Below are 26083 nucleotides of genomic sequence, written 5' to 3'. Positions count from 1 at the left end.
ACCATATCATCCTTCGGCTATGACAGCATAGAGACGCTCTGCCAAATGGATAGAAATGAAAAAAAATTTCACAAAATAAAAAGAATTTCACCATTCTGTATGTCTGTTCGGATATACGTTCAGATGATAGAAATGGAATACAAAAAAGAGCAGCGTCATCATACGACACTGCTCTTTTCGTTTCACTGCGATAGTATTCATTTCCTTCAGTACGCCCAGTTGCCTTTGCGGAATACTGGTTCAATCGTGCCGTCTGGCAATTCGCCGTCGATATCCAGCTCTGCCGAACCGACCATAAAGTCGACGTGTGTCAGACTAACATTAGCGCCGTGATCCAGTAGTTCCTGCTTGCTCATCTTGGTGCCGCCTTCCAGATTGGTCGGATACGCACTGCCCAGCGCAAAGTGGCAGGACGCATTCTCATCGATACCTGTATTGTAGAAAATACGGTTCAGGTTCGAGATTGGCGAATCATACGGCACTAATGCCACTTCGCCCAGATGCAGTGCGCCCTCATCCGTTTCCAGAAGCGAAGTCAGATGCTCGCGACCGGATGTTGCATCATATTCCACCACTTTGCCATCTTTGAAGGTTAATTGAATGCCCTCGACTAGACGACCGTTCAGATTGAGCGGCATCGTACTCGTAACTGTGCCGTTCACGCCATTGCGATGCGGCATCGAATATACTTCCTCTGTCGGCATATTAGCGACAAAATAGACGCCCGCTTCATTCTCTCCACCGCCGCTGCGCCACAGATGACCTTGCGGCAGCTGGACATGCAGATCAGTTCCGGGCGCGCGATAATGTAGACTTTTGTATTGTTTGCCGTTTAACAGGTTTTTGCCCTGACGCAGATGTTCAATATGCTCGCGCCATGCGGCAACCGGATCATTGTCCGCTTTGACCCGATTCATCATGAAGATTGCTTCCCACATTGCCGGGATGCGTTCAGCTTCCGGCAGGTCGGCGTACACTTTGTTCGCCCATGCGGCTGTTGGCGCTTTGATCAGCGACCAGCTAATGCGGCTGTTGCGGGTGAAGACGCTATACTTCTCATTAGCAATCGCCGCTGCTTTGACCGAAGTGGACACCTTCCACGAATCGATGCCAGTGAACAGCTCAGGATTCGGTACTTTGATACGTAGAATCGCTCCGCCCTCTTGAGCAAACTTCTCCATCATTTCCGCCTGCCATTGCGGATAGTAGTCAAAGGTATCGTCTGCGGCGTGCTCATAGCGAATGCGGGTAACGGCTTCATCATCCCAATCTACGATTACGTATTTGGCACCAGCATCGTACGCTTTGGCAACGATCAGTCTTGTCAGATCGGCGGTCTCCAGCGGTGCATTGACGATAAGCACCTGTCCGGGCTGAATATTCACTCCTACTTTGATCACCAGTTCGGCGTATTTTTCTAACATGTTTGTCAATGTACTCATTCGTTCTATCCCCTTCTCTGTCGCTAAAATCCTTACATCTGTTTCCTTGTTTAAACACCTGTTTTTGTATTTGACAAAATTGAATGTAGATTTGATGAATTTTGTCGAAAACAATTTCTTTCTACTGAATAACGTCCTATAATATCGAACAAAACCATTGATTCAATTTTAAACTTTTCAGTGTATAAGGTATCTGTGAAGTGATACACCGGATACGAAACAGGTCATGAAGGATATACAGCGTCACCATCTCCTCATTATACCGTGTAATCCCCCATCCGACATCACCCTGCATGTCATCTCTACCCCACCAACGATCTTGATGCCCAAAGGAGCCCCTCATTGATGTATGAAAAAAACAAAGTTATGAACATGTTATGCCTGGTTACGGTAGCGCTCTCTTTTATCGTGTTTGCGCTGCATACGTTTACTACCATCATTCCCGTTCCTATGAATATGGACATGGATCATATGTCGCACGGCAGTATGGATCATGTGCAACCGATGCGTTATGTATTGCTCGCTATTCCGCTTATTCTGTTCCTCGTGTCGCTGAGCCTATTCGCCAAACAGCCTATGCACGCTTATCTGCCCGTACTCAATACGTTGATTCTGACCTTTGGTAGTATCGCGCTGATTGCTGCTGGTGACGGATTGGTCGAGTACCACTTTTCCGTATTTATGGTCGTCGCTTTTGTCGCCTTTTACGATTCGTTAAAACTGGTACTGCTGACGACGGTAATTTTTGCGGTGCATCATATCGCAGGCTTCTTCCTCTTTCCAGAGCTAATCTGTGGGCATATGAATTATTCCTTCTCCCTGCTGCTCATTCACGCTGTATTCTTGCTGCTGACCAGCGCTGCTGCCAGTCTGCTCATTGTGACCAAGCATCGGACGACCCGTTCGCTAGAAGCTCAGAAGCATAGCGCCGATGAGCTGAATCGTACCGCCCTGAACAATCTGCAACATACCGGACAGTATATGGAGCAATCCGCTAGTTCCTTGCAGACCAGTTCGCAATCGCTCGTCCTGCTGTCCGAAGAAATCGCCCGTTCCGTTGAGCAGATTAGCAGCGCCGCGACAAGTCAATTGCTGCCTTCCCAACAGCAGAGCGAGGACAAGCTGAATCGTATGACTGCTGCCATTCACGATATCGCCAGCGCACTCGAACAGCTGCGCCAATCGTCCGCGACAACGATTGATCGTGCCCAACATGGCAGACAATCGCTGGATCAGATCACTGAGCGTATAGCTTCTTTGCAATCCGATGTGGAGCAAATGGCTGCCGGGATTCACGGTGTCGATGATCGCGCACAGGAAATTGCCCGCTTTATCGGCATTATCGCTCACCTTGCCGAGGAAACGAATCTGTTATCGCTGAACGCTTCCATCGAAGCTGCACGCGCTGGTGAACACGGTAAAAGCTTCGCCGTTGTCGCCCAACAAGTGAAAAAGCTATCTATCGAAACCGCGGATGCACTGCAACGCATGTCCGCCATCATTAACGAGTTCACTGGCGCGACCGGCAATGCGCTGCAATCATCCGAACGCGGTGCACAGCAAATGCGCCTGACGCTGGATGATGTGCGGCAGACGCATGAGACATTCCGTCATATTGTGGAAGCGACCAAGCTTAATGGTCAGCAGGTAGAGCAGATCACGACGCGTACACTGGAGCTGGATCGCAATGCGGAAGCAGTGAATGAAGCGACACATTATGTGACCGAGATGATCCAGCAATCGCTAGACAGTCAGCAAATGGTTGCTGGCACAGTCAATCAGCAACTGGAACATAGCTATGCAGTACGTAACGAAGCCGATCAATTAAACAAAATGGGCGACCAGCTGAGCGACCTTATGCAGCAATTCAGCCAGCAACATGATACTCACTCCCGCTCATCCACTCATTCGCTTCAGAACGTTGACTCTGATTCCCATAACCGATTGCATGCTCATCGTGCTTCGACTACTGCCGTCGCTGATATCGCTTAACAATATCCATCCAACCTCTATAACATCACTCAAAGCTCCCTTCATTCATCTCTATGAAGGGAGCTTTCTTTTGCTTTTGACGATTGCAGACAGCGAGGTTCTCGATGTTTTGATTTTATATGCTTTCGTTTTGCTATCTTGGTTTTTGCTGTATTGGTTTTCGTTGTATTGGTTTTCGACCTTTCATTCTCGCTCTCTCAGACTAGGTTAAGAATAACTCGCCCAATTGTTCAATATTGAACAATTAATCAAAGATAAACAAACTTTTTCACACTTTTTCGTATTATTTTGAACATTTTTGTGTACATTATTTATTAGACTGACTAGAATGAAAGTGTATTCAACCAGTTATTGTGGAAAAGAGGGGTATTATGGAAACGATGCTTCGCAATGTGTTTCAATCCCTAGCCAAAAATCCGTCAGCGAATCGGATGGCAAAAAAGTACGGTTTGCGCTTTGGTGCCAAACGGTTTGTTGCAGGCGTTACCATTGAAGAAGCGATTCAGGCGGTGCGGCAGTTGAATCTGGATGGACGATTGGCAACTTTGGATCATCTGGGTGAATTCATTTCCACACGCGAGGAAGCACTGGAATCCCTTCAGATGTGTCTGGCAACATTGGATGCTGTACACAGCAGTGGTGTGCAATCCAATCTGTCGCTCAAGCTGACTTCGCTAGGGCTGGATCTTGATCGCCAGCTCTGTCTGGACAATATGCGGCAGATCGTAGAACGGGCGCGCAGTTATGGTAACTTTGTTCGGATCGATATGGAGGATTATTCGCATTGCCAGCCAGCGCTTGATGTGTATCGGGAATTGAGACAATCGTTTGACAATGTAGGGATCGTATTGCAGGCATATCTGTTCCGTACATCGGAAGATGTGGAGCAATTGAATGCACTGCATGCGAATCTGCGATTGGTCAAAGGCGCTTACAAAGAACCAGCAACCGTCGCATTTCCCGCCAAAGAGGACGTCGATGCCAATTACCGCAGCATCATTCTCCAACATCTGCGCAACGGCAATTATACCGCGATTGCTACCCACGATGAGACAATCGTCCGATTTGTCAAAAAAACGGTTAGCGAGCGCGGCATTCCGCTGGAGCAATTTGAATTTCAAATGCTGTATGGCATTTGCGAAGATTTGCAAAAGCGACTTGTGCAGGAAGGCTACAAAGTGCGCGTATACGTGCCGTATGGACGCGACTGGTTTGGCTACAACATGCGCCGTCTTGCCGAACGCCCAGCCAATGTATGGTTTGTGATGAAAAATCTATTTCGTTAAAAAGCCGTCCGTTCCTCATGCAATCACTGTGCATGAACAAACGGACGGCAGGATGACTGGCTAGTATGGAAGATTGTACATTCCGATCGGTACATCTGCTGTCGTCAAAGCAGCTGATGCTTGGTCATCTTGTTGTACAGCGTACCGCGTGAGATGCCTAGCATGCGAGCAGCAGTGCTTTTGTTACCAGACGCACTGCGAATCGCCTCTTGAATACGTTCCTTCTCCTCTTCATCTGTAATGCGAGCTTTTAATCCTTGATGCCGCACAGGAGCTTCGCTAGAGCTCGTAGATCGAGGCGGAAGTGTAACAGGCGCTGTCGTCGGCAGATGCAGAAATTTCTGAAAAGCATCCGGCAATAGCTCTGGCTGCAACTCGTCATGATCGCTCAAAATGACGCAGCGTTCGATCACTGCTCTCAGCTCAGCGACATTGCCCGGCCAATCGTAACGGGCAAAAGCGAACATCACATCCGGTGCTGCTTTCGGTAACGATTTACGGTATTGCATGGCAAATTCGCGCAAGTACATGTGTACCAAAATCGCGATATCCTCTCTACGTTCACGCAGCGGGGGGACGGTAATGCTAACAACGCCGAGTGCATAATACAGCTCCGAACTGAATTGTCCGGCGGCAACTAGCTGCTCCAGATCGGAACGACTGGCGGCGATGATCCGCGTATGCAGCGGTAATTCCTCCTGACCGCCATACCGGCGGAAGGAACGGGATTGCAGCGCGCGGTATAACTTGTTCTGCATCTCCGGGGTGAGACGATGAATCTCGTTCAGAAATAAGGTGCCGTAACCTGCCTGCTCCAATTTGCCTGCTTCCTGAATATCTTGCCCAGAATAGGTACCACCGATAAAGCCAAACAGCTCGCTATCCAGTAGCCCCGGTGGAATCGCGCCACAGTTAATACTTAGAAATGGAGCATCGCTGTAGGCACCTGCCAGATGAATAGCGCGTGCAAGCTGTTCTTTGCCAGAGCCGGGTTCACCATACAGCAGTACTGGTGTATTCAGTTCAGCGACCTTCTTGCCGATCCGTACCACCTTGCTAATGCTGTGACTTTGCCCGTCCATCAGAGTGAATGGATCATCGCCGCGCGGCAATGTCTCGTGAATGCTTACCTGTGCCGAAGATAGCTCCTGATTTAATTTGACCAGATGCGTAATATCTTGCTCTGACGCCAGCCCGCCAACAATATGACCCGCATCGTCCACAATCGGCGAAGCATTGATAAGCACATGTGTGCCTTCCGACGACTGGTGGTACATATTGCGCACCCGACGCCCTTTGTCCAGCACCTGCAATAGCATGAGCGATTCCGGGTTAAAATGATCACTGATTTTGCGTCCAATCATGCGCTCGCGTGGAATGCCGTACATGTCCGCAGCCATCTCGTTCCAGCAGAGCACCGTACCATCGCGGTCAATGGCAGTGACTGCATCGGTCATCGTATCCAGTAATACATCCAGATACAATTCCGCACGACGCTTGTTCGTAACAAGTTGCTGGACAACTTGCCGAGCCGTCAACCAACCGATGAGCACATCGTTGTTGTCGGTATCCGTCAGGAGCAGTGGACGCTGGATCGATGCAGGCAGCCACGACTGGTCATCATTGCCGTGCTGTAGCGAAGCAACATTCACAAGGGTTGAAGGTGCAAACAAACGAACACCATCATGCAATGTCCCGTCCCAATTGCGCCAGAACGTCAGATCGTCCGCTGTCCATAAATAATGCTTGTCGTCCGATGTGTGCACGTATACCGCTTGACCGTCTTCGAGCAGTTGCAGCAGTGTGTCACGCTCATCCTGTATATTCAACTGTGTCCATGTAGTTTCCATCACAATCTGTTCATTATTGAACATGACAACCTCTCACTTCGTGTTATTTTGTATCCATTTTACATGAGCTTGCTATTCCTTACAACCGCCAACATACCGCTGTGCAAGGCATGGCGGGAATTGCTCATCACTGTTGCTACGTTCGGAACGACTGTTCATCTGCCATTGATGCTTGAACAGGAAGCTTCGTCCATCAACCGATTTTATTTCATCAGGCTTAACCATCCGAAAGGGGATATGGATCATGAGTAAAGTGACGAATATCAAACCGTTTGCCAATGAAGCATTTGTTGATTTTAGCGTACCGCAAAACCGCGATGCCATGAAAAAAGCACTGGACAAAGTAAAAAGTGAACTGGGACGCAAGATTCCGCTGCATATCGGCGGTGAACAAATCTTCACCGATGATGTGATTACTTCCATCAACCCGGGCGATACCGATCAGATCATTGCCCATGTCAGCAAGGCAAATCGCGAACTGGCAGAGCAAGCGATGCAAACGGCATTGTCCACCTTTGAAACGTGGAAAACCGTACCCCCTCGTCAGCGCGCCGACTACCTGTTTCATGCCGCTCAATTGATGCGTGAGCGCAAGCACGAATTTTCCGCATTAATGATTCTGGAATCCGGCAAAAATTACGCAGAAGCCGATGCCGATACAGCGGAAGCGATTGATTTTATGGAATTTTACGCACGCGAAATGATTCGGTTGGATCAGATCAATGAGACACAGCCACTCACTGCTGTCGCTGGCGAAGATAACCGCCTGTCCTACATTCCACTCGGTGTTGGCATCGTCATTCCACCGTGGAACTTCCCGCTGGCGATCTGCGTTGGTATGACGACAGCGGCAATCGTATCCGGTAATACCGTCTTGCTCAAACCGGCTTCTACTACGCCTGCTATTGCACACGCCTTTGTAGAGCTGATGGAAGAAATCGGCTTGCCGCCGGGTGTGATCAATTATGTACCGGGTAGCGGTGCTGAAGTGGGCGACTATCTGACCACCCATGCACACACACGGTTCGTCAGCTTTACCGGCTCCAAGGAAGTTGGACTACGTATTAGCAAATTAACTGCCGATACGGCGGATGGACAAATCTGGATTAAGCGCCTGATCGCAGAGATGGGCGGCAAGGACGGTATCGTTGTTGATGAAACGGCAGATCTGGATGCAGCAGCACAGGCGATTGTTTCCTCCGCCTTCGGCTTTCAAGGGCAAAAATGTTCTGCTGGTTCGCGCGCAGTAATCGTACGCTCAGTCTATGACGAGCTCGTTCAGAAGATCGTCACCCTGACTAGTAAACTGTCCAGCGGCTTACCAGAGGATAATTATCCCGCTGGACCGGTCATTGATCAGGCTTCATGCGATAAAATCATGAATTATATCGAGATCGGCAAAACCGAAGGTCGCCTGCTGGCAGGTGGCAAACGGGCTGATGGCAACGGCTACTATATCCAGCCGACGATTATCGCCGATGTGAATCGTAACGCGCGTGTAATGCAGGAAGAGATTTTCGGACCAGTGCTGGCGCTTTGCCCTGCCGATGATTACCGCGAAGCAATCGACATTTATAATGATACCGAGTTTGGATTGACCGGCTCCTTCTTTTCCACCAATGAAGAGCGGATCAGTGAAGCTCTGAACAAGATGCATTGCGGCAATCTGTATATCAATCGCAAATGTACAGGCGCACTCGTTGGAGCGCATCCATTTGGCGGATTCAATATGTCGGGTACGGACTCCAAAGCTGGCGGACATGATTATCTGCTGCTGTTTACTCAAGCAAAGCTGACTTCCCGCAAACTGTAATTCATTCGCACGGGAAGGCTCAGATTGTGCAGGTACGAGCAGCACAATAGGGCGATGGATGTGAATTACGTAAGTATGATATCCATTAGTTGCATAAGCATAATACGCATTGGCTGAGTAGATATAATACGCATTAACTGCGTAGATATAACGTAAGCAGGATATGTATTAGCTGTGTAAGTTGTGCAAGCATGCTGCATAACATATTAATTATATGATGTTGAAGCATGGAATGTTGTTGAAGTAAATAGGTGATCCAACCATCGGGATATGCTGTCATTGTTGCACTTTGTGTGTAAATCAGTCACAATGACAGCGTGTTCCTTTTTTGTCGTCGACCGTTATCTTGCCATATACAACTCTATTGTTATACACAAAAGTTATAGCGCTTTAACTTTTAAATCGGTATGTTGAATGTATGATCTGATAAAGTGAATGATTCCAAGGAGGAATTAGGATGATGAATATTCGTAGAGTACATAATGAGGAATTGCCATTCGCCGTAGAATTAGCAGAACAGGTCTTTTGTGAAACGGGAGAACGGTATATGGGACATTGCTTTCCGACGCTGTTTCGTCCAGGCATCAGCCATTCATATGGAGCATTTACAGAAGAGGGGCAGCTTGTTTCCTTTATGGGGCTTGTGCCTGTGCAGATCACGTCTGGTCAACAGATATTGTCTGCCTTTTCCATCGGAGCAGTATGCACCCATCCTGAGTATCGCGGGCAGCGGCTTGCCGGGCAATTGCTGGAGCAATGCAAACAGCATGCCATTGCCGCAGGTGCAGCGGTGCTGTTCATTTCTGGAGATCGTTCCTTGTATACGCGTGCAGGTAGCCAATTTTTCGGTCATATTCATCAGGCGACCATCTCCGCTGACATATCATCGCAATGGCAATCCTCCCATCTGTGGGACATCCGCCCGCTGGAAGCACAGGATATTTTTGCTGTACATGCTTTGCTCCAACGCCCAAGCGCTCACGTCAATATGAGCCTAAGCGAAATGCAACTCATGATCCACGCCGAAGCGATGGCACACGTCAATCGCCAACAACAACATATTCTCGTCGCCGCGACTCCTAATGGAATCGCCGCCTTTGCGATTTTCTCTATTCCTGCCAACCTTGCCAACGCTGCTGATTCTACCGCTACTTCCCATCCAACAGACACTACAAATGCCATCAACGAACCTCGCCACGGCTCTGTTATCGAATGGGCAGGCAGACCCGACGCCGTGCGCGAACTCTGGGGCGAAGCCATCCGCCGTTTTCAACTGGATTCCCTGTCTGCCACCATTCCATGGCAAGAACAACCGATGCTTACGACCGCACAAGAAGCAGGAGCCACCGTCTCCGCCATCCGCAACGGCGGCACCATGATGATCATCAACAGCGGAGCCTTACTATCCCAAACCGGCTTACTACATGGACTCGCCAAAGACGAAAACATCCAAATCACCATCAACGAAGACAATAGCTACACCTTACAAACACCAAAGGGCAACTATCCCATCCCAAATGATCAGGACCTCTGCTCCCTCCTGTTCAACCCATACACCGAAGCCCTGTCCCAACACAACCTCCCCTTCCCCACCATAGCCCTCCCGTACATGTACGGACTGTATTTTATCTAAAGTAGCATAGAAAGCAGCATTTGGAACACACTAAGCCAATATCTAAGCTACCCAGAAACACTATATCAATACAAGAAAAACAACCACTAACCATCCCATGCATATGCCTTTTCAGAATATCTGCTACCCACTTCTGTAGCGTCTAGTAAACTGAGTAACATGTTAAAAAATATTAGGAGGTTGGAGGTTGGAGGTTGGAGGTTGGAGGTTGGAGGTTGGGGGTTGGGAGTTGGGAGTTGGGAGTTGGGAGTTGGGAGTTCTGAGTTCTGAGTTCTGAGTTCTGAGTTCTGAGTTCTGTATTGTGCGCAGAATAAAACATGCTTGGCAATGTAAATTCTGCGCATGAAATTATTCGAGTCATAATTCTACTTTGACCGTTCTCTACATGGTATAAGTTGATTGAATGAAACAATGCCCACCACATATAGAATCCTTTTCGCATAACATTGATGAGTACGATTTGAAGTAGATTTAAATTTGATTTAAAACAGCATAAGGATCGATACTAATGATTTTATGCTTGTAAAGCATCTAAAATTGATGCGTGTGCACGGAACGTAGGAAAGGAAATAAGGGATAAGGACGACTTTGGAGGGGCGGGAATCTTCATTCTCGCCTAATTCCAAAAGATTCCCGCGGCTCCACCTGAGGACGTTCCCTTATTCCTTTCCGAAGTGCATGATGCCCCCACCACACAATCCCCAAAAAACCCGCCTACAAGTAACAACTGCTCAAAACGCCCTCACACTCCAGCACCAAAATTCACGACATTTTTTACATACTCCACCCACATTTTGGTTAAAAGAATAATAGCGCAACAAAGCAACCATTCCCACCTCACCACCAGCACTCCAGTGCATTCACACATTAGACGCAGTTACAACACTCCCGCCCCCCATCACCAACCAGTCTTCAGCAAAAATAGAAAGAAGGAACACATCCATGACAAAGGACCGAAGCATTTTGACGGATTATGTTCGTCAGCACTGGTACTACTACCTGATGGCTGTCGCGCTGATCATCCTGTCCAATATCGCCCAGGCATCATTGCCACGCGTATTAGGACAGTTTACCGATGCGCTGCTGGCGGGCGGCATTCAGTACAATATGATCATTCGCTACAGCCTGATTTTGGCGCTAATCGGCATCGTGTACAATCTGCTGTTCGGCGCCGGGCAATTCTCGGTTATGCGGCTTGGACGCAAATTCGAGTTTGCGATGCGTCAAAGTCTATTTCGCAAATTCGCTACACTGAGCGAGCATTACTTTTCTCGTCAGGGCACAGGCAAGCTGCTTAGTTCGATGACCAATGATGTGAACTCTGTGCGCGAATCCATTTCCAACGGAGTCACGATGACGACCAATGCGGTATTTCTTTTTTTATCGTGTGTAGTCATGATGCTGCTTAGCCATATTCCGCTCTATCTGATCGGAGTGAGTGTGCTGCCGATGATCGGGATTCCATTTCTGGTTGTATACTTCGGACCTCGGATTCGTACACGGTCAATGAGTGTACAGGAATCGCTTGCCGTCATGACCGATTCGGCAGAAGAGCAGCTACGCGGAATTCGTGTGACCAAAACATTTGCTATCGAATCGACTGCTAACCAGCGCTTCGGCAATACAGTAGATGATATTCGCGACAATCAATTGCATCTGGTGCGGATGTCGTCGCTGTTTCAGGCAGCGGTGCCTTTTCTGGGGGCGTTATCACTAGTCATTTCGCTACTATATGGCGGTTATCTGGCGATTCGCGGTGAGATCACGATTGGGAATTTTATCGCGTTAACGTTGTATCTGCGCATCATGTCTGGACCACTACAGCAAATTGGGAACGTGATCAATATGATGCAGCGCTCCAGCGCTTCGCTTGACCGAGTAAACCGTTTGCTCGGTGAACAACCGGACATTCGCGATGATGAGCATGCCCAGCCGCTCGCCGCTTCACCCGATCTGGAGCTGAAAGGATTGACCTTCTCTTATCCGGGTAGCGACCGTCCCGCATTGTCAGATATTCATCTCAAAATCGCTAGCGGACAAACGGTAGGCATCGTCGGCAAAACGGGCAGCGGTAAAACAACGCTCGTGAAGCTGCTCCTGCGCATCTATGATCCACCCAAATGCACCGTCTTGCTCGGCGGCACGGATGTACGCCGCATCTCGATCAAGAGCCTGCGCTCGCGCATCGCTTATGTGCCGCAGGATGGCTTTCTGTTCAGTACAACGATCCGTGACAATATCGCCTTCAGCGACCGTAGCATTCCGCTGGAAAAGGTAGAGAATCACGCGCGTCAGGCGATGATCTATGAACCGATTGTTCGTTTTCCCGACCGCTTCGATACGAAGCTGGGTGAACGTGGTATTACGTTATCCGGCGGACAACGCCAACGTACCAGTCTGGCACGCGGGCTTGCCAAAACTGGTCCGATTCTCATTCTCGACGACAGTATGAGCGCAGTGGATGCCGTAACAGAAACGGGAATCCTTGCCAATCTGGCGCAGGAACGCAAGGCACGTACTACGCTGATCATTTCCCACCGAATCAGCGCGGTCAAGCAGGCAGATCATATCGTCGTGCTGGATCAAGGAACAGTTGCCGAACAGGGCAGTCATGAGCAATTGCTGCAACAACGAGGAATCTACGCATCGATGTATCAATTGCAGGAGGAGGGGCTGTATGCCGAATAAATCATCTGCCGATTCAGGCAAATCCACATCGGATCAAGCGAAGCACTTGCCATCCGGCAACAAGCCGTTATCTCCGGATGGCAAACGATCATCTACGGCACATCACCCGTCTCCATCAGAACAACCGCAACGTTACGAGGCACTACGGTCGATTTTACGGTATGCTCGTCCGCATCGGCTGACCTTCGTCGGAATTATCTTCGCGACGATGCTCTCAATCTCTGCTGATCTGTTGCAGCCTTATCTGGTCAGTATCGTGATTGATGATCATATTGCGGTAGGCAATAATGATCTGCGTTTTCTGATCGAAATGGCGCTCGTTTTCTTAGGGCTAGCGATTGTGAGTCTGATCTTTACGTATGTACAGAGTAATCTGCTGCAATATGCAGGTCAGCACATCGTTGCCAGTATTCGCAAAGACCTGTTTGAACATATTTCCAAGCTGTCGATGAGCTTTTTTGATCGCTCAAGCAGCGGCGGGCTGGTGACTAACGTATCCAGCGATACAGAGACGATCAGCCAATTTTTCACTCAGGTGCTGCTCAGTCTGATTCGTGACGGTATGATGCTCGTATTTATCATTTACTTTATGTTCCGCTTGGATACGACGCTGGCATGGTATTCGATGCTGACGCTGCCCGTGATTGTGACGTTAGCGATTTTATTTCGCAAGCGGCTGCGCGAAGTGTATCAATATGCGCGCAGCCGCCTGTCTACACTGGTCGCGTTTACCGCTGAGAATCTGTCTGGTATGGGATTGATCCAGATTTTTCATCAGGAAAAAGAACAAACCCGCCGATTCACTGAATATAACAGTGACTACTGGCAGGCGAATGTGCGACAGCTCAAATCGAACGTGCTGTTCAACCGTACCTTCGATGTGCTTGGCAATATTGCGCTGGTGCTGATGGTATGGCTTGGCGGCGTTGCAGTGTTCAACAAGCAAATGGAGGTCGGTGTACTGTACGCATTTATCAGCTATATTCGCCAGTTTTTCCAGCCGATTACACAGATTACGATGCAGTGGAATACATTTCAATCCACCATCGTATCGATGGAGCGCATCTGGCGTATTTTGCGCATAAAACCAGAGATTGCCGACGCACAAGGAGATCAACTGACGCCGCTTGATCCGGGTAAAGTCAAAGGCAAGGTTGACTTCAACCGTATCACCTTCGGCTATGAAGCGAATCAGCCCGTCCTGCCGGAGCTGGATCTGCATATTCGTCCGGGTGAGATGATTGGTGTCGTCGGAACGACAGGTGCTGGTAAAAGCACGCTGATCTCTTTACTGAATCGATTTTACGATGTGTGGGACGGCTCGGTTACGATTGACGATATCGATCTGCGTCACATTCCACAGCAGCAGTTGCATCAGATCGTTGGATTGATTCAGCAGGAACCGTTCTTATTTTCAGGTTCGATTATCGACAATGTACGTTTGTTCCAGCCTGATATTACTCGTGAGCAGGTGATGGAAGCATGTAGCTTTGTCGGTGCGCATGAGATGATTGAGCGTCTGCCGCAGCAGTACGATACTCTGCTGTCCGAGCGGGGAAGCGGGTTGTCGGCTGGGGAACGTCAGCTCATCTCCTTTGCCCGGATCGTTGTGTTTCGTCCGAAGGTGCTGATTCTGGATGAAGCGACAGCCAATCTGGATTCGCATACAGAGCAGCTCGTACAGCAGGCATTGCAAACCGTTTCGCGTGGACGAACGACTATCGTTATCGCTCACCGACTGTCAACAATTATGCACGCTGACCGCATTCTTGTGATGGAATATGGTCGCATTGCGGAACAAGGTACACATGCTCGTCTGCTGGCGAACGGTGGCATCTATGCCGAGCTATATCGGCATGCGCGTCATAGCGATAGCACAGCCGCAGAAGCCTGATCAAGCTCCTTTTTCTTTTACAGGTTTACTCTATATAATAAAGCCTGCCTTTCCGCAGCTCCCGTCCGTACAGTGAATGTACTGCACAGGCGAGCCGGAAAAGCAGGCTTTTTGAGTAGAAGATATTATCTTCCGGGGCATCTGGTTGCCGCCCCTCCTCTATACAATTTTTTCACAATAAATAGATCGTTTATTTACGCAGTGTGCCTACCAGCGTTTTGTTCAAACCACCAACGAGTGCATCCAATACATTGGGATTGGTTGTTGCTTGTGTTGTTGTATTTGCGACTGTAGTAGTGCTTGCTGGTGCAGTTGTTGTGGATTGGGGCAGCGTACTTGTCGTTGTCGACGGCGTATTAACTGTAGACGCGGCTGGCGTAGTTCTCGCAGGTGTCGGCGTCGCTACTGGTGTAGATGTTACTGGCGTTGCTGCTGTTACCGGGGTACTGGTAGTCGGCGTGGCTGTTACCGGAGTACTAGTAACTGGTGCTGTGACTGGTGTCGCTGTCGCCGCAGTATTGATGATTGGTGTCGTTGATGGTACTACTGTCACTGGAGTACTGGTAGTCGGTGTCGCTGTTACCGGAGTGCTAGTGACTGGTGTCGTTACGGGTGCAGATACAGCTGCCGGGATAGTGGCTGGTGTCGGCGTTACTGGTGCTGGTGTTGTTACTGCTGGAGCAGGAGTAGCATTTGCTACGGGTGCAGTTTGAGAAGCAGCAGGGCTGTTTACGACCGATGCGACTGTGTCTGTCACTACATTAGGCAAAGTCACCGGGATCGCTACCGGGATTGGATTAGCTGGTGCTGGATTATTTCCAGTATTCGACGGGGTAGTACCGGATGTTGGTGCTGGTGTGTTGTCAGTTGTCGACGTTGGTGTCGGGTCTGACGGTGCTGGTGCTTTGGCTGCTCCTCCTGTTCCTGTATTGCCGGAAGTTGTGTCAGCGTTTACACTACCATCGCCAGCATGTGTTTCTGTTGATTGCGAACCGGTATTGAGATCCTCTGATTGTTGCGATGTTGGTGTCGGTTGATGATCTATCGATTCCTGTTCACTCACAGACTGCTCCGGTGCAACTGGCGGAGTGTATACAGGTTGCTCAGATGGAGTCGCTGGCTGAGCTTCTACGGAATGGGACTGTGATGCGTTGCCTTGGTTGACTGTTGTTCCTGCTGATGCCGACGTACCAGATGTTCCAGCAGATGCGCTAGCGGAGGTGCCGCCTGCTTGGACTGCCACATTGCCAGACAGACTACCAGCATTACCTGTATAGATAATCGATGTCGAAGCATTAACAGTTCCGGCCGTTTTCGTTCCGTTCATCTGCTCGGCGATCTGTTTGCCATAGGTCATTTCCACATATTTGTTATATGACTCTTTGCTCATTTCCAGTTTCAGCTGGTGCAGTTTGGACGAGATTGTCACTTGCTGCTCTGTACTATCCACCTGAAATCCTTTTTGTACTAGATTTTTGACAGTTGTATCAAAGTTATCTTTGGTGAGGGCGAGGTCCTGCTGCTCGCCAATTTGAAAATATCCCTGACCCGTCATCGTCTGTTTTAATTGTTGATGAACATGTTCCGTTTTCTTCTGTTGCTGTTCATACAATTTATCCAGATCTTTATCACGTTGTTCCTTATCCTGCAATTCTTGCTTGTACTGTTTGTTATCTTCGATCTTCTGCTCTGCCGGTGTTTGGCTGTCGGACGACGTATCCTGATCGGTTCCAGAACCAATATCTGTCGCAACGGACCTATCTTGCAGACGGCTTTGTAACCCTCCATACAGGCTATACATATTGGAAGAGGAAGTGTAGCTAGCTGTTGTCATATTCATGGAAGTGTGCTCCTCGCTTTGTAGATTGTTGATTCTGTACACGTCGACAGCAGTGGCAGAGAATTCGTTTTATTTATAGGTTCAACATTTATGTCTTATACAATTAAGGAATATAATACCATATTTATTGGTAATAATTTACTATTTATATAGCTATACAGCAAGGTACTTTATTCCTAATAAAGGTATTTTTATCCAATTAATTAATAAACGCGTGTAATGGTTATTATGAGAATTATGTATTTTGGGGCTGACGAAGAACCGACATGAAGCAACAAAAAAGCCCTTTTCCATAATTAGGAAAAAGGCTGCATTGCATATGTGTGCACAATGTATAGGATGGTGAAGATTATTTTAAAATCCCGCCTGGAATCAAGCCAACGCCCGTTCCGCTTGTATTGCCTGTACTTCCCGTTGATCCACTGTCCGAGGACGTGCTGCTTCCTGTCCCTGTACTGCCTGACGATGTAGTATTGCCAGTGCTAGTACTATTACCGGATGACGTGCTAGCGCTACTAGTGCCACTGGATGGCGTTGTACTGCTGGACGATCCAGTTGTCGGCGTTGTACTTCCTGTCGTCGTACCACTGCTAGACGAATCGCTGGTTGGTGTTGTACTGCTGGATGATCCAGTTGTTGGCGTTGTACTTCCTGTCGTTGTTCCACTACTGGATGAATCGCTGGTTGGTGTCGTGCTACTGTCGCTCGCAACAGGTGTATTGCTCGTCGTATCACTGGAAGGTGAATTGCCCTGACCGGCGTTGTCTGTAGATGGAGTCGTTGCCTCCGGTTGGGTAGATGTAGAAGTGTCCGATCCGCCGCTAGAGGATGACGGCGTTGTGGTCGATGTAGGCTCTGCTGGTGTTGGTGTCGGTTCGGTTGTCGTTGGCTGATTGTTTACCGGATTCGTCGCTGTGTCGGTATTTGCCGCATCGGACGAAGAGTCATTCCCGGTTGAGCCGCTGCCTGTTCCAATCGTTACACTGCCATTGGTTGGAGTCGTTGTACTTCCACTATCAGATGTTCCAGTGTTCGTTTCACCAGCACTAGTTGCTGCTGCCGCTTTGAGGTAAAGGGACTGCATGTACTGCTCGTACGAATCTTTGCTAATTTCCAGCTTCATCTGATGAATCTTGGAAGAGATCGTCAAACGTTCTTCGTCCGCACTCACTTGAAATCCACGGCTAACTAGATTTTTGATCGTATCTTCATAGTTGCTTTTGGTTACCGCCATCTGATTGTCCGTACCAAGCTTGCTATAGATCGTTTCGATCAATACATCATGAGCGGCTTTGCTGCTTGCCTGTTGTTCCTGCTGCTGCTTGTCGAACAAGGTGTCCATATCTTTTTTGCGGACTTCTTTTGCCTTGTCTTCTTTTTTGTACTCTTCTTTGCGTTCGGTTTTCTGTTCCTCGGATAGCTTGTCCTGCTGTTTTTGATCCTGCATTTTCTGATCCTTCAGCTTTTGTTCCTTTGCTTTGTCCGCCACTACCTGTGGATCGTTGCTATCCTGTTCCTGTTTCGGAACATCGGTTGCCGTCGAATCGACACTGGTACTTTTGGCAGAATAGCTCTGCTGCAAGTTGCTGCTACCGGATGCATAACCAGGGCTTGAACTGATATTCATTGGATATCTTCCTCTCTCTCAAAATGAACGGGTGCCCTGCTTCCGATCGTGCTGTATAAGTCCATGATTGAAGTGCAAGTGAATGAGATAAAAAGATGACGCAACTCACCACGTTTATAGTAAAAATGTACTATTTAAAATTAGACACATCAAGGGTATTAAGACCTATATAACTAAGTTGCTTTATATATTTTCAAATGCGCACTTGAACGCATACAAAAAGCCCGGATACCGCGTCGTTGACGGGATATCCGGGTCTTGGAATGCTGCAGTGTAGCTATTGTATTTTGCCTTAATGTGCAGAGTAGCGTGTAGCCTGCTGATGCAGCCAGTAACGAACCCGTTGCAATACATCTTGCATTTGCAGCGGCTTGCTCATATAGTCGGTTGCGCCTGCCTGAACACTCTTCTCACGATCTTCTTTCATCGCCTTCGCAGTCAGAACAATGATCGGCACTTCGCTGTAGCCGTACAGATTTCGTACTGTTTTCATCGTTTCGTATCCATCCAGCTCCGGCATCATAATATCCATCAAAATAAGATCGATATCCTGATGCATATGCAGAATCTCCAGCGCATCGCGTCCATTTTGCGAAATCACGATATTCATACTATACCGCTCCAGCATACTGGTGAGTGCATAGACGTTGCGAATATCGTCGTCTACGATCAGAACTTTCTTGCCGCTTAGAATATCAGTGGCGGGAGATTGCGATTGTACAATGACTGCATCGTCCAGACTCAATCCAGCGTGTCCACTACCAGGTGGCTGTGTATGCTGATTCAACAGTGGACGATCGGGAGTCAGATACGAATCGAGTCGATCGGCGGAAGACAATGTACCTTCTTCCATAAACAACGTGCGATTCACAGGTAACGATTCAGCCATTTCGAACATCGCATGTTCCTCATTCGGATCAGTCATCATGCACGGAATATAGAAGGTAAAGATACTGCCTTCGTTCAGCTTACTCTCCAGATGGATCGTACCGCCGAGCAGACTTGCCAGCTGCGAGGAAATTGACAATCCGAGTCCTGTGCCGCCGTATTTACGAGCGGTTGCGCCATCTGCTTGACGGAACGCTTCAAAGATCACATCGCGATTATCGGCAGAGATACCAATCCCCGTATCACTAACACTGAATGCGAGCATCGGCTGAGCATTCTCATAATCAGTGTTCTGGATGCGATTGATCTTCTCTACTTGTAAAGTAACGCCGCCTGTCTGCGTGAACTTGAACGCATTGGACAGCAGATTACGCAGTACCTGTTGAATACGCAGTTCATCGGAATAGATCAGATCCGGCACATTAGCGTCGATATCGACTTTGAAGAACAGATCGCGCAGCGCTGCGGTTTCGCGGAAACTACGCTCCATCTGCTCTACCATCGCTTGTACGCTGATCGGGTTAATCTCCAGCTGCATTTTACCAGCTTCCACTTTGGACAGATCGAGAATATCGTTGATCAGATTCAGCAGATCCTTACCGGACGAGTGAATGATCGAAGCATATTCCTGCTCTTTTGCCGCCAGATTGCCAGAACCATTCTCCGCCAGAATCTGCGACAGAATGAGCATGCTGTTCAATGGAGTACGAAGTTCATGCGACATATTCGCCAGAAACTCGGATTTGTAGCGGGAGCTAACCTGCAATTGCTGGGCGTATTTGTCCAGCTCAATCGCTGTACTCTCCGCTGCCATCTTGCCTTGTTCCAAGCGTTCGTTAAGCATTTGCAGTTCTTCCGTCTGCATCTGCAATTCTTCTGTCTGTGCTTGCAGTTCTTCGGATTGAACTTGTAATTCCTCCGATTGTACTTGCAGCTCGTGGTTCATCGCCTGCGAATCACGATACAACTGCTCTACTTCCATACGAGTCATCACCAAATTCATCGTAACTGCAAAGATGTCCAGCAATTGCTGGAACAGCTGCTTTTGCTGCTCGGTCAACGGCTGAAGCAGTGCGAATTCGACAACGGTAATAACTTTACCTTCAAAAATAATCGGCGCCGCTACCATCGCTTGCAGCTCTGCTTGTCCGAGACCGGAGCTGACATTGCGTATATACTCTGCCGGAAGTGGATGCAGTTCCAGCATGCGACGCTCAGCAATACATTGACCGGTTAAACCGCGTCCTTGCTGAATCATCTCTGTTCCTAGCTCTGCCTCTTCGTTATCAGCGGCAAATGTCGCTGCCCGGTGCCATGTGCCATCGCTATGTTGCAAATAAGCGATCCCATACGGCGCGTGAAACCATTTGTTGCCTTTGGTTAGCAAAATTGATGCTAACGCATTCGCATCAGATGCTTCCTGAAAACGAGTAGCTGCCTGAGCGATCTGATCCTTGACCCAGTTCTCGTACTGCACATGATCCAGCAGTTCGTTGGCAGCTTCCGCCAGTTCACCGACCTCGTCACGGCTCTGAATCTCGATTCGTGTCTTGAGATTACCACCAGTCGCAATCCCTCTTACTGTATCGCGCACATCATTGATCGTCCGCACGATCTGCCGAGAAATGAATACCGCTGTCAAAATCGAAACCAGACCGAGCAGCACCCACACAGCGATCATCATCGCCAGCAATCGTTCATTGCTTGCCGATGTTGCTTCAATACGTGCTGTGGTCAATGCCTTTTCACTCGTACGGAATGCGTCCAATTCTGTGCGTAACTGGTCAATCTGCTGCTTGCCCGGATCGCTAGCAAAAAAGCGTGTAACACCCGCTTCGTCGCCATCGCGCTTCATCTGAATAACGGGCGTGCCCGCATCATTGATCCAGCTTTGAATGCCTGTCTTGATCGTATCCAGATTGCTCTGCTGTAACGCATTGCCTGCAATAAGGGACAATAACTCGTTATAATCCGATTCCCACTGGGTCGCCGCATCGTTATAAGGCACCAGATAACTTTCTTCTCCGGTCAGGGCGAAGCCTCGCTGCCCGGTTTCCATATCCAGCACATGCTTTTCCAGTGCATTGGTCAGGTTATGGACTTCAAGGTCATGATCATTGATATATCGGCTTTCTTCTTCCAGCTGGTTCACACGGCTTGACATCATTGTCAGCACGACGCCCAGACAGATAATAATCACGATATAACCCGCCACAATTTTAGTGCGTATACTCCATTTTGCACCATTTGGCACTTAAAGCCCTCCAGTATATAGTTAAATGGCCAATATGTTCGATAATATAGACCGAAAATCAATTATTTTGGCTACCCAACTATTTTACTTCAAATTATTGTGTTTGCAAACGATCAGAATGTAAAATTCGCTGAAAATATTAATAAATTTTCGAGCGTAATTCCAGCTTGGATCGGTATTGCTGTGGGGTGATGCCTTCCAGCTCGCGAAATACTTTGGAAAAGTGTCGACTGCTCTCGAATCCGACCTGTCGGCTGACTTCACTCAGCCGCAATTCCGGCTCATGCAGCAGCGGTTTGGCACGCGCAATACGCAACTTTTTCAAATACAAAACAAAGTTCTCACCAGTGTACGCTTTGAACGCTTCGCTAAAGTACGAATAGTTGAGCGACACATGATTGCTAACCATCGCCATATTGAGCGGACGATCATAATGTTGCTGCATGTATTCGACCGCTTCGCGCAGTCGGTGATGCTCGCTATGCACGAATCGCAGCTGACCGATATACTCGTCCAGACAGAGCAATAAGCGTTCCAGATCACGGTAATAATCGTGAAAATAACGATAATGCTCCAGACTGCACACTCGGCGATACAATCGCAGCACTTCCAGCGATGCTTCGCCAAAATGCCGAAAGACTTCATCCAGAATATGCTCGTTCACCAGCAATACAGTACGCCGTACAACGTCGATATTCATATGATGCAGCTCCGACAAGCGAAACAGTCGGTGCAGTCGACGGTTCATTTCCTCCACATCGCCAGTGCCAAGCAGATTTCCAAGCTGGCGAATCTCTTCCTCCGACACCGATGAGGACGCTACATACTCCTGCTCTGGCTGATAATGCAGCAGATACACACCCGGACAGAAAAATCCGTATCCCAGCGCCCTGCAAGCTTCGGTATACGCAAGCGGCAAGCGCGCAATTCCTTCGCCTGCCAGACTCATGCCTACCCACAAGCCGGATACATCACGCCGTCCTGCCGCCTGCGCCAGCTCCTGCAACCGCGGCAATTGCTGATCATGCATAATCCAGACACGCCTACCCTCGCGATCCAGTAATTGCGTATCCGCAATGGCAGATGTACCGTAGCCTTCTCCCGCATCCAGCTGACGCAACAGCATATCCAATTCCTGTACTGGAACGGGATGCCCATCCGCAGTAACACATTGCCAAATGCAGATCACATAAGGGTGTGGCAAATCCGGCAACTCGCCGTCCATACGCATGTTATCGGTATCCTGCCCGTTGCTGTCCAGCAAGCGAGATAGTTGTTCCTCCTGCCAGCGCGTCCGATATTGCTGTGCATCCTCTAGCTTACGCGCCCGTTCATCACGCTGCTGCAATTCCACTTCCAGCCTCTCCAACGCTTGAAACAGATCCTCACGTCGAATCGGCTTCAACAGATATTCGCGCACCTGATAACGAATCGCCGCCTTCGCATATTCAAAATCATCATGTCCACTCAGCACGATCACTTCCGGCTGTACCGACAACTCTGCCATGCCACGCAATTCATCCAGCATACCGATACCATCGAGCACCGGCATACGAATATCGGTAATGACCAGATCGACAGCCAGCTGCATGATCGCTTCGAGTCCTTCACGTCCATGACGCACGCAACGAATCACATAACGCCCCGGAAATTGCCGCTCGATCATCACCTGCAAGCCATGCCGAATATTCTTCTCATCATCCACGATCAGTAGTTGTCTCATGCCGAATGTCTCCTCCTGCCAGTATAATTTTGGGTATACGCAATCTGACTTCAGTACCAGCGCCCTCCACACTGCGCACCTGCAAACCGTACGGTTCGCCGAAAAATAGTGAAATGCGCTGCTGCACATTCAGCAGTCCAACACCCTGATGTATAGATACAGATGAGGAGGAATCGGTCTGTGAGGCTGGATCAAGCGATTCAGTATGCCCGTCATGTTGCAGTAATCTGGCATTGAGTTGTTGCAATGCAGTTGCGCTCATCCCCTGACCGTTATCACATATACGGATAAGGACATGAGAAGGCTTCGCTTCCTCTATGCTATCGTCCATGTCCTGTACCCTTGTATTGGTTCCGAGTAGCGTGATATCTGTATCTTCTATATGATCCTCGTCTTCTACAGAAATGGTCAGCAGGCGCTCGCTGCTCATCTCCTCGTTCCAGCCGTGTTTGAAAGCATTTTCTACAATGGGTTGCAGCGACATTTTGAGCAGTTCCAGTTCGTTGTACAAAGGCGCTACCTGCACATCCAGTCGAACCGGCTCGTCGAAGCGGATATTCATTACGTCGATATAATTGCGAATATGGCGCAGCTCCTGTTCCAGCGTGACGTATTCGCCCGCCCACTTGAAGTTATAACGCATCATCCCGCCAAGCGAAGTGAGCGCGTCGGAGATCTGGCGCTGATCTTGAATTTCGGCGAGCATTTTGATATTTTCCAGCGTGTTGTATAGAAAATGCGCATCAATCTGGCTGTATAGCGTTCGCAGTTCCGCTTCCTTCATCAGCGCCTGCTTGCGTACTGCCTGCGCAATCAATTCGTTGATCGTGCCGCTCATCCGGTTAAAATGGTACGCTAGCTCGCCAATCTCCCCACCGCCATCCACTTGAACGACAGGGGGAAACTCTCCCCGGCGCATCTGCTGCATCGCCTGGGTCAGCTTGCGCAGATTTTTGAGAATTAATGCATTTGCCACATACGTAATCAGCGAGACGAGCAAGATAAAAGCAACCGTCGCCATAATGATCAGATTCCGTGCGCGCCCGGTATCCTGAAGCATCGTTTCCAGCGAAGTGACCTGTACGAGTCGTGCACCGAGTCGTTCCACCGGGATGCTGGTCAGCAGATACGATTGCCCATCCTCTCTGTATTGCGCTGATGTTGGAAGCAAGGACTGGGCATTGTCATCTGCATCAGACGATGATGATTGCCCTGATAATAAGGAACGTTCCTTATCATCGTTATACGCTGCCTGCTCCGACGACAAATCATCACTGTCTTTCTTGTCTGACAATGACCAGCCTGTTGTCTCAACAGCATCACCTGCCGGATCGTTCAGCAAACGATGTGCCAGCCGCGTATACAGTGTATCTTGCTCATCCGCCGACACATGTCCACCACCAGCATCGAGTAACAGCATCCGCGTGCTATCCTCCTGACTTTTGCCAAAGGTGAGCGGTGCCAGATCGGACAGACGCATATCGACCTGAATGATGCCCGCATGATGACCACGCGGCAATTCCAATTCGCGTAGCAGTGACAGCTTGGGCGGATCAGGTTCCAGCGCACGGCGCGTATCCACCTCATCCAGTGACAGATCACTACGCTGCATATACCATGCTTCCCGATCTCCTAAACCTCTCACCATGCTATACCACGGCGCATCCGCTGTGCGCTGTTCATGTAGAATAATCGGCCAAATTTCATACGTATTCGGACTGTCGCTATACAATCGCAAATGCAGAATCGACGGATTGTTAATTTGAATCTGGGCAAGCCGCGCATATGAATTCGTATTGAATTCCAGCAGTTCTGCCGTCGGTGTATCCTGATCCTCGGTCAAATAGGGAACAACCGCTTTGTCCGACAACGCCAGCTGTGCGGCACGTTCCATCGTTTCGATCTGTGTAAGAATGGTCTGCTTTTCATTTTGTAGAGTATCCATACTTTTGAGCCGGGTATCCTGAATATACGTCGTATTAATCTGCTGATACGAATAATAGGAAATGGCAGCAGTCGGCAGCAAAATCACGACGATGTACGCAACAATGAGTCGACTTTGCAGCGATACACCATTCAGGCGTGCGAACAACATCTGTACTCTCTCCCGCAATGCTTTCAAATGCATCGCTTCCCCCTTTTAAATATAAGCGCTTACATTATTACTCCCATTGTAACCCAATATTGTGATTATTTTTTAAGAAAGAGTAAATAGTTGTTGATTGTTGTGATAGTACTCCATAATGTAATCGCGAAAATCAGTAACTACGGGCGGCAATACTTTCTCTTTCATCCAGAATAGATGGACCGAATACGTAGGCGATTCCCCAGCAATACGGATGTAATGCAGCTTCAATTGCTTGCAGACGGATACTGGCAACAGCGATATCCCCTGATTCATCTGAATAATCTCGGTCAGCAAATACGAATCCACCTCAAACATGCTATTCGGCACAAAGCCAGACTGGGCGCACAGCTCCCTAATAAATTCACTGTATTCCCGATTATCCGCCAGCGAAATAAACGGCTCCTGTGCTACTTCTACTAGCGGAAGCTCTGCTCGCTGCGCATACCGATGATTGAGCGGTAGTACCAGCACAATATCCTCATCGACTAGCAGATAGCTCTCAATCTCCTCATCTGCGGTGACATGACCAGCGATGCCCAGATCAATATCACCCTTTTTGAGACAGGTGATGATCTCATCCTTCATGCGAATGCCCTGATGCACTTTGGCATTCGGATCGTTGTGCATATACCCAGTGATGATGCGAGACAAGAAACGCGGGTTGGAGATCGAGATATTAATCGTATGAGATACACGTTCATGCTGGGACTGAATTTCCAGCCGAGCGTTGTCCAGCTCCATGAACATCCGATTGACATGCTTGAGCAAAATTGTACCGGATTCGCTCAATTGGATATTGCGTCCTTTGCGTATAAATAGATTCGTACCTAGCTCATCCTCTAGCCGCTTGATCGTCAGACTGAGCGACGGCTGAGCGATATGCAGCTGCTGTGCCGCTCGCGACATATGCTCCGTATAAGCAACCGTTTGAAAGTATTGCAGTTGCAGCAATTCCATCTGTAATTCCACTCCATTCATTTACTGTGATCAATGTATTTATACTTTATTACGTATTAGAACATATG

Annotated in this window: 14 protein-coding genes; 6 read left to right on the top strand and 8 right to left on the bottom strand. The window is 48.7% G+C overall.

Annotated features, from left to right (window positions below; all coding sequences use genetic code 11):
* Window positions 1–206: 206 nt before the first annotated feature.
* Complete coding sequence (locus ACDE64_RS05335) at window positions 207–1442, bottom strand: aminopeptidase (RefSeq protein WP_411345460.1); 1236 nt, start codon at window positions 1440–1442, stop codon at window positions 207–209.
* A gap of 345 nt (window positions 1443–1787) precedes the next feature.
* Between ACDE64_RS05335 and ACDE64_RS05330 the strand changes: the two genes are divergently transcribed.
* Both ACDE64_RS05330 and ACDE64_RS05325 read left to right on the top strand, forming a co-directional pair.
* Entirely contained in the window at window positions 1788–3434 is a 1647-nt protein-coding gene (locus tag ACDE64_RS05330) for a methyl-accepting chemotaxis protein (protein ID WP_411349241.1), read from the top strand.
* A 371-nt stretch (window positions 3435–3805) separates the two neighbouring features.
* Entirely contained in the window at window positions 3806–4720 is a 915-nt protein-coding gene (locus tag ACDE64_RS05325) for a proline dehydrogenase family protein (protein WP_411349240.1), read from the top strand.
* Window positions 4721–4824: 104 nt separating this feature from the next.
* Here the strand turns inward: ACDE64_RS05325 and ACDE64_RS05320 are convergent, their stop codons facing one another.
* Window positions 4825–6594 (bottom strand): sigma-54 interaction domain-containing protein, encoded by a 1770-nt coding sequence (locus ACDE64_RS05320; RefSeq protein WP_411349239.1) that lies wholly within the window; start codon window positions 6592–6594, stop codon window positions 4825–4827.
* 220 nt (window positions 6595–6814) lie between these two features.
* Here ACDE64_RS05320 and pruA point away from each other — a divergent pair, with 220 nt between their 5' ends.
* From pruA to ACDE64_RS05300, 4 genes are all read left to right on the top strand, one after another.
* On the top strand, window positions 6815–8383 hold the full coding sequence (pruA, locus tag ACDE64_RS05315; RefSeq protein WP_411349238.1) for an L-glutamate gamma-semialdehyde dehydrogenase: 1569 nt from the start codon (window positions 6815–6817) through the stop codon (window positions 8381–8383).
* 457 nt (window positions 8384–8840) lie between these two features.
* Window positions 8841–10016 (top strand): GNAT family N-acetyltransferase, encoded by a 1176-nt coding sequence (locus ACDE64_RS05310; RefSeq protein ID WP_411349237.1) that lies wholly within the window; start codon window positions 8841–8843, stop codon window positions 10014–10016.
* A 942-nt stretch (window positions 10017–10958) separates the two neighbouring features.
* On the top strand, window positions 10959–12704 hold the full coding sequence (locus ACDE64_RS05305; RefSeq protein ID WP_411349236.1) for an ABC transporter ATP-binding protein: 1746 nt from the start codon (window positions 10959–10961) through the stop codon (window positions 12702–12704).
* Complete coding sequence (locus ACDE64_RS05300) at window positions 12694–14598, top strand: ABC transporter ATP-binding protein (RefSeq protein ID WP_411349235.1); 1905 nt, start codon at window positions 12694–12696, stop codon at window positions 14596–14598. Before ACDE64_RS05305 ends, ACDE64_RS05300 begins: the two co-directional genes overlap by 11 nt.
* A gap of 190 nt (window positions 14599–14788) precedes the next feature.
* On the opposite strand, the gene ACDE64_RS05295 is transcribed toward ACDE64_RS05300, so the two are convergent.
* From ACDE64_RS05295 to ACDE64_RS05270, 6 genes are all read right to left on the bottom strand, one after another.
* The gene (locus ACDE64_RS05295; RefSeq protein ID WP_411349234.1) at window positions 14789–16438 is read right to left on the bottom strand and encodes a hypothetical protein; all 1650 of its coding nucleotides are present in this window, start codon (window positions 16436–16438) and stop codon (window positions 14789–14791) included.
* A gap of 349 nt (window positions 16439–16787) precedes the next feature.
* Window positions 16788–18065 (bottom strand): hypothetical protein, encoded by a 1278-nt coding sequence (locus ACDE64_RS05290; RefSeq protein WP_411349233.1) that lies wholly within the window; start codon window positions 18063–18065, stop codon window positions 16788–16790.
* Between the two features lie 292 nt (window positions 18066–18357).
* Window positions 18358–21207 (bottom strand): CHASE3 domain-containing protein, encoded by a 2850-nt coding sequence (locus ACDE64_RS05285; protein ID WP_411349232.1) that lies wholly within the window; start codon window positions 21205–21207, stop codon window positions 18358–18360.
* Window positions 21208–21346: 139 nt separating this feature from the next.
* Window positions 21347–22930 (bottom strand): response regulator, encoded by a 1584-nt coding sequence (locus ACDE64_RS05280; protein ID WP_411349231.1) that lies wholly within the window; start codon window positions 22928–22930, stop codon window positions 21347–21349.
* The gene (locus ACDE64_RS05275) at window positions 22905–25058 is read right to left on the bottom strand and encodes a sensor histidine kinase (RefSeq protein ID WP_411349230.1); all 2154 of its coding nucleotides are present in this window, start codon (window positions 25056–25058) and stop codon (window positions 22905–22907) included. The genes ACDE64_RS05280 and ACDE64_RS05275 overlap by 26 nt, the downstream gene beginning before the upstream one ends.
* A 69-nt stretch (window positions 25059–25127) precedes the next feature.
* Window positions 25128–26015: a LysR family transcriptional regulator gene (locus ACDE64_RS05270; RefSeq protein ID WP_411349229.1), complete on the bottom strand. Its 888-nt coding sequence runs from the start codon at window positions 26013–26015 to the stop codon at window positions 25128–25130.
* Between the last annotated feature and the right edge of the window lie 68 nt (window positions 26016–26083).

Origin of the sequence: Paenibacillus sp. WLX2291 (assembly GCF_046603665.1) — a bacterium.
Classification (GTDB): Bacteria; Bacillota; Bacilli; order Paenibacillales; family Paenibacillaceae; genus Saccharibacillus.
Note: the sequence above shows the minus strand (reverse complement) of the source record. Positions and strands in the feature narration are given on the sequence as shown.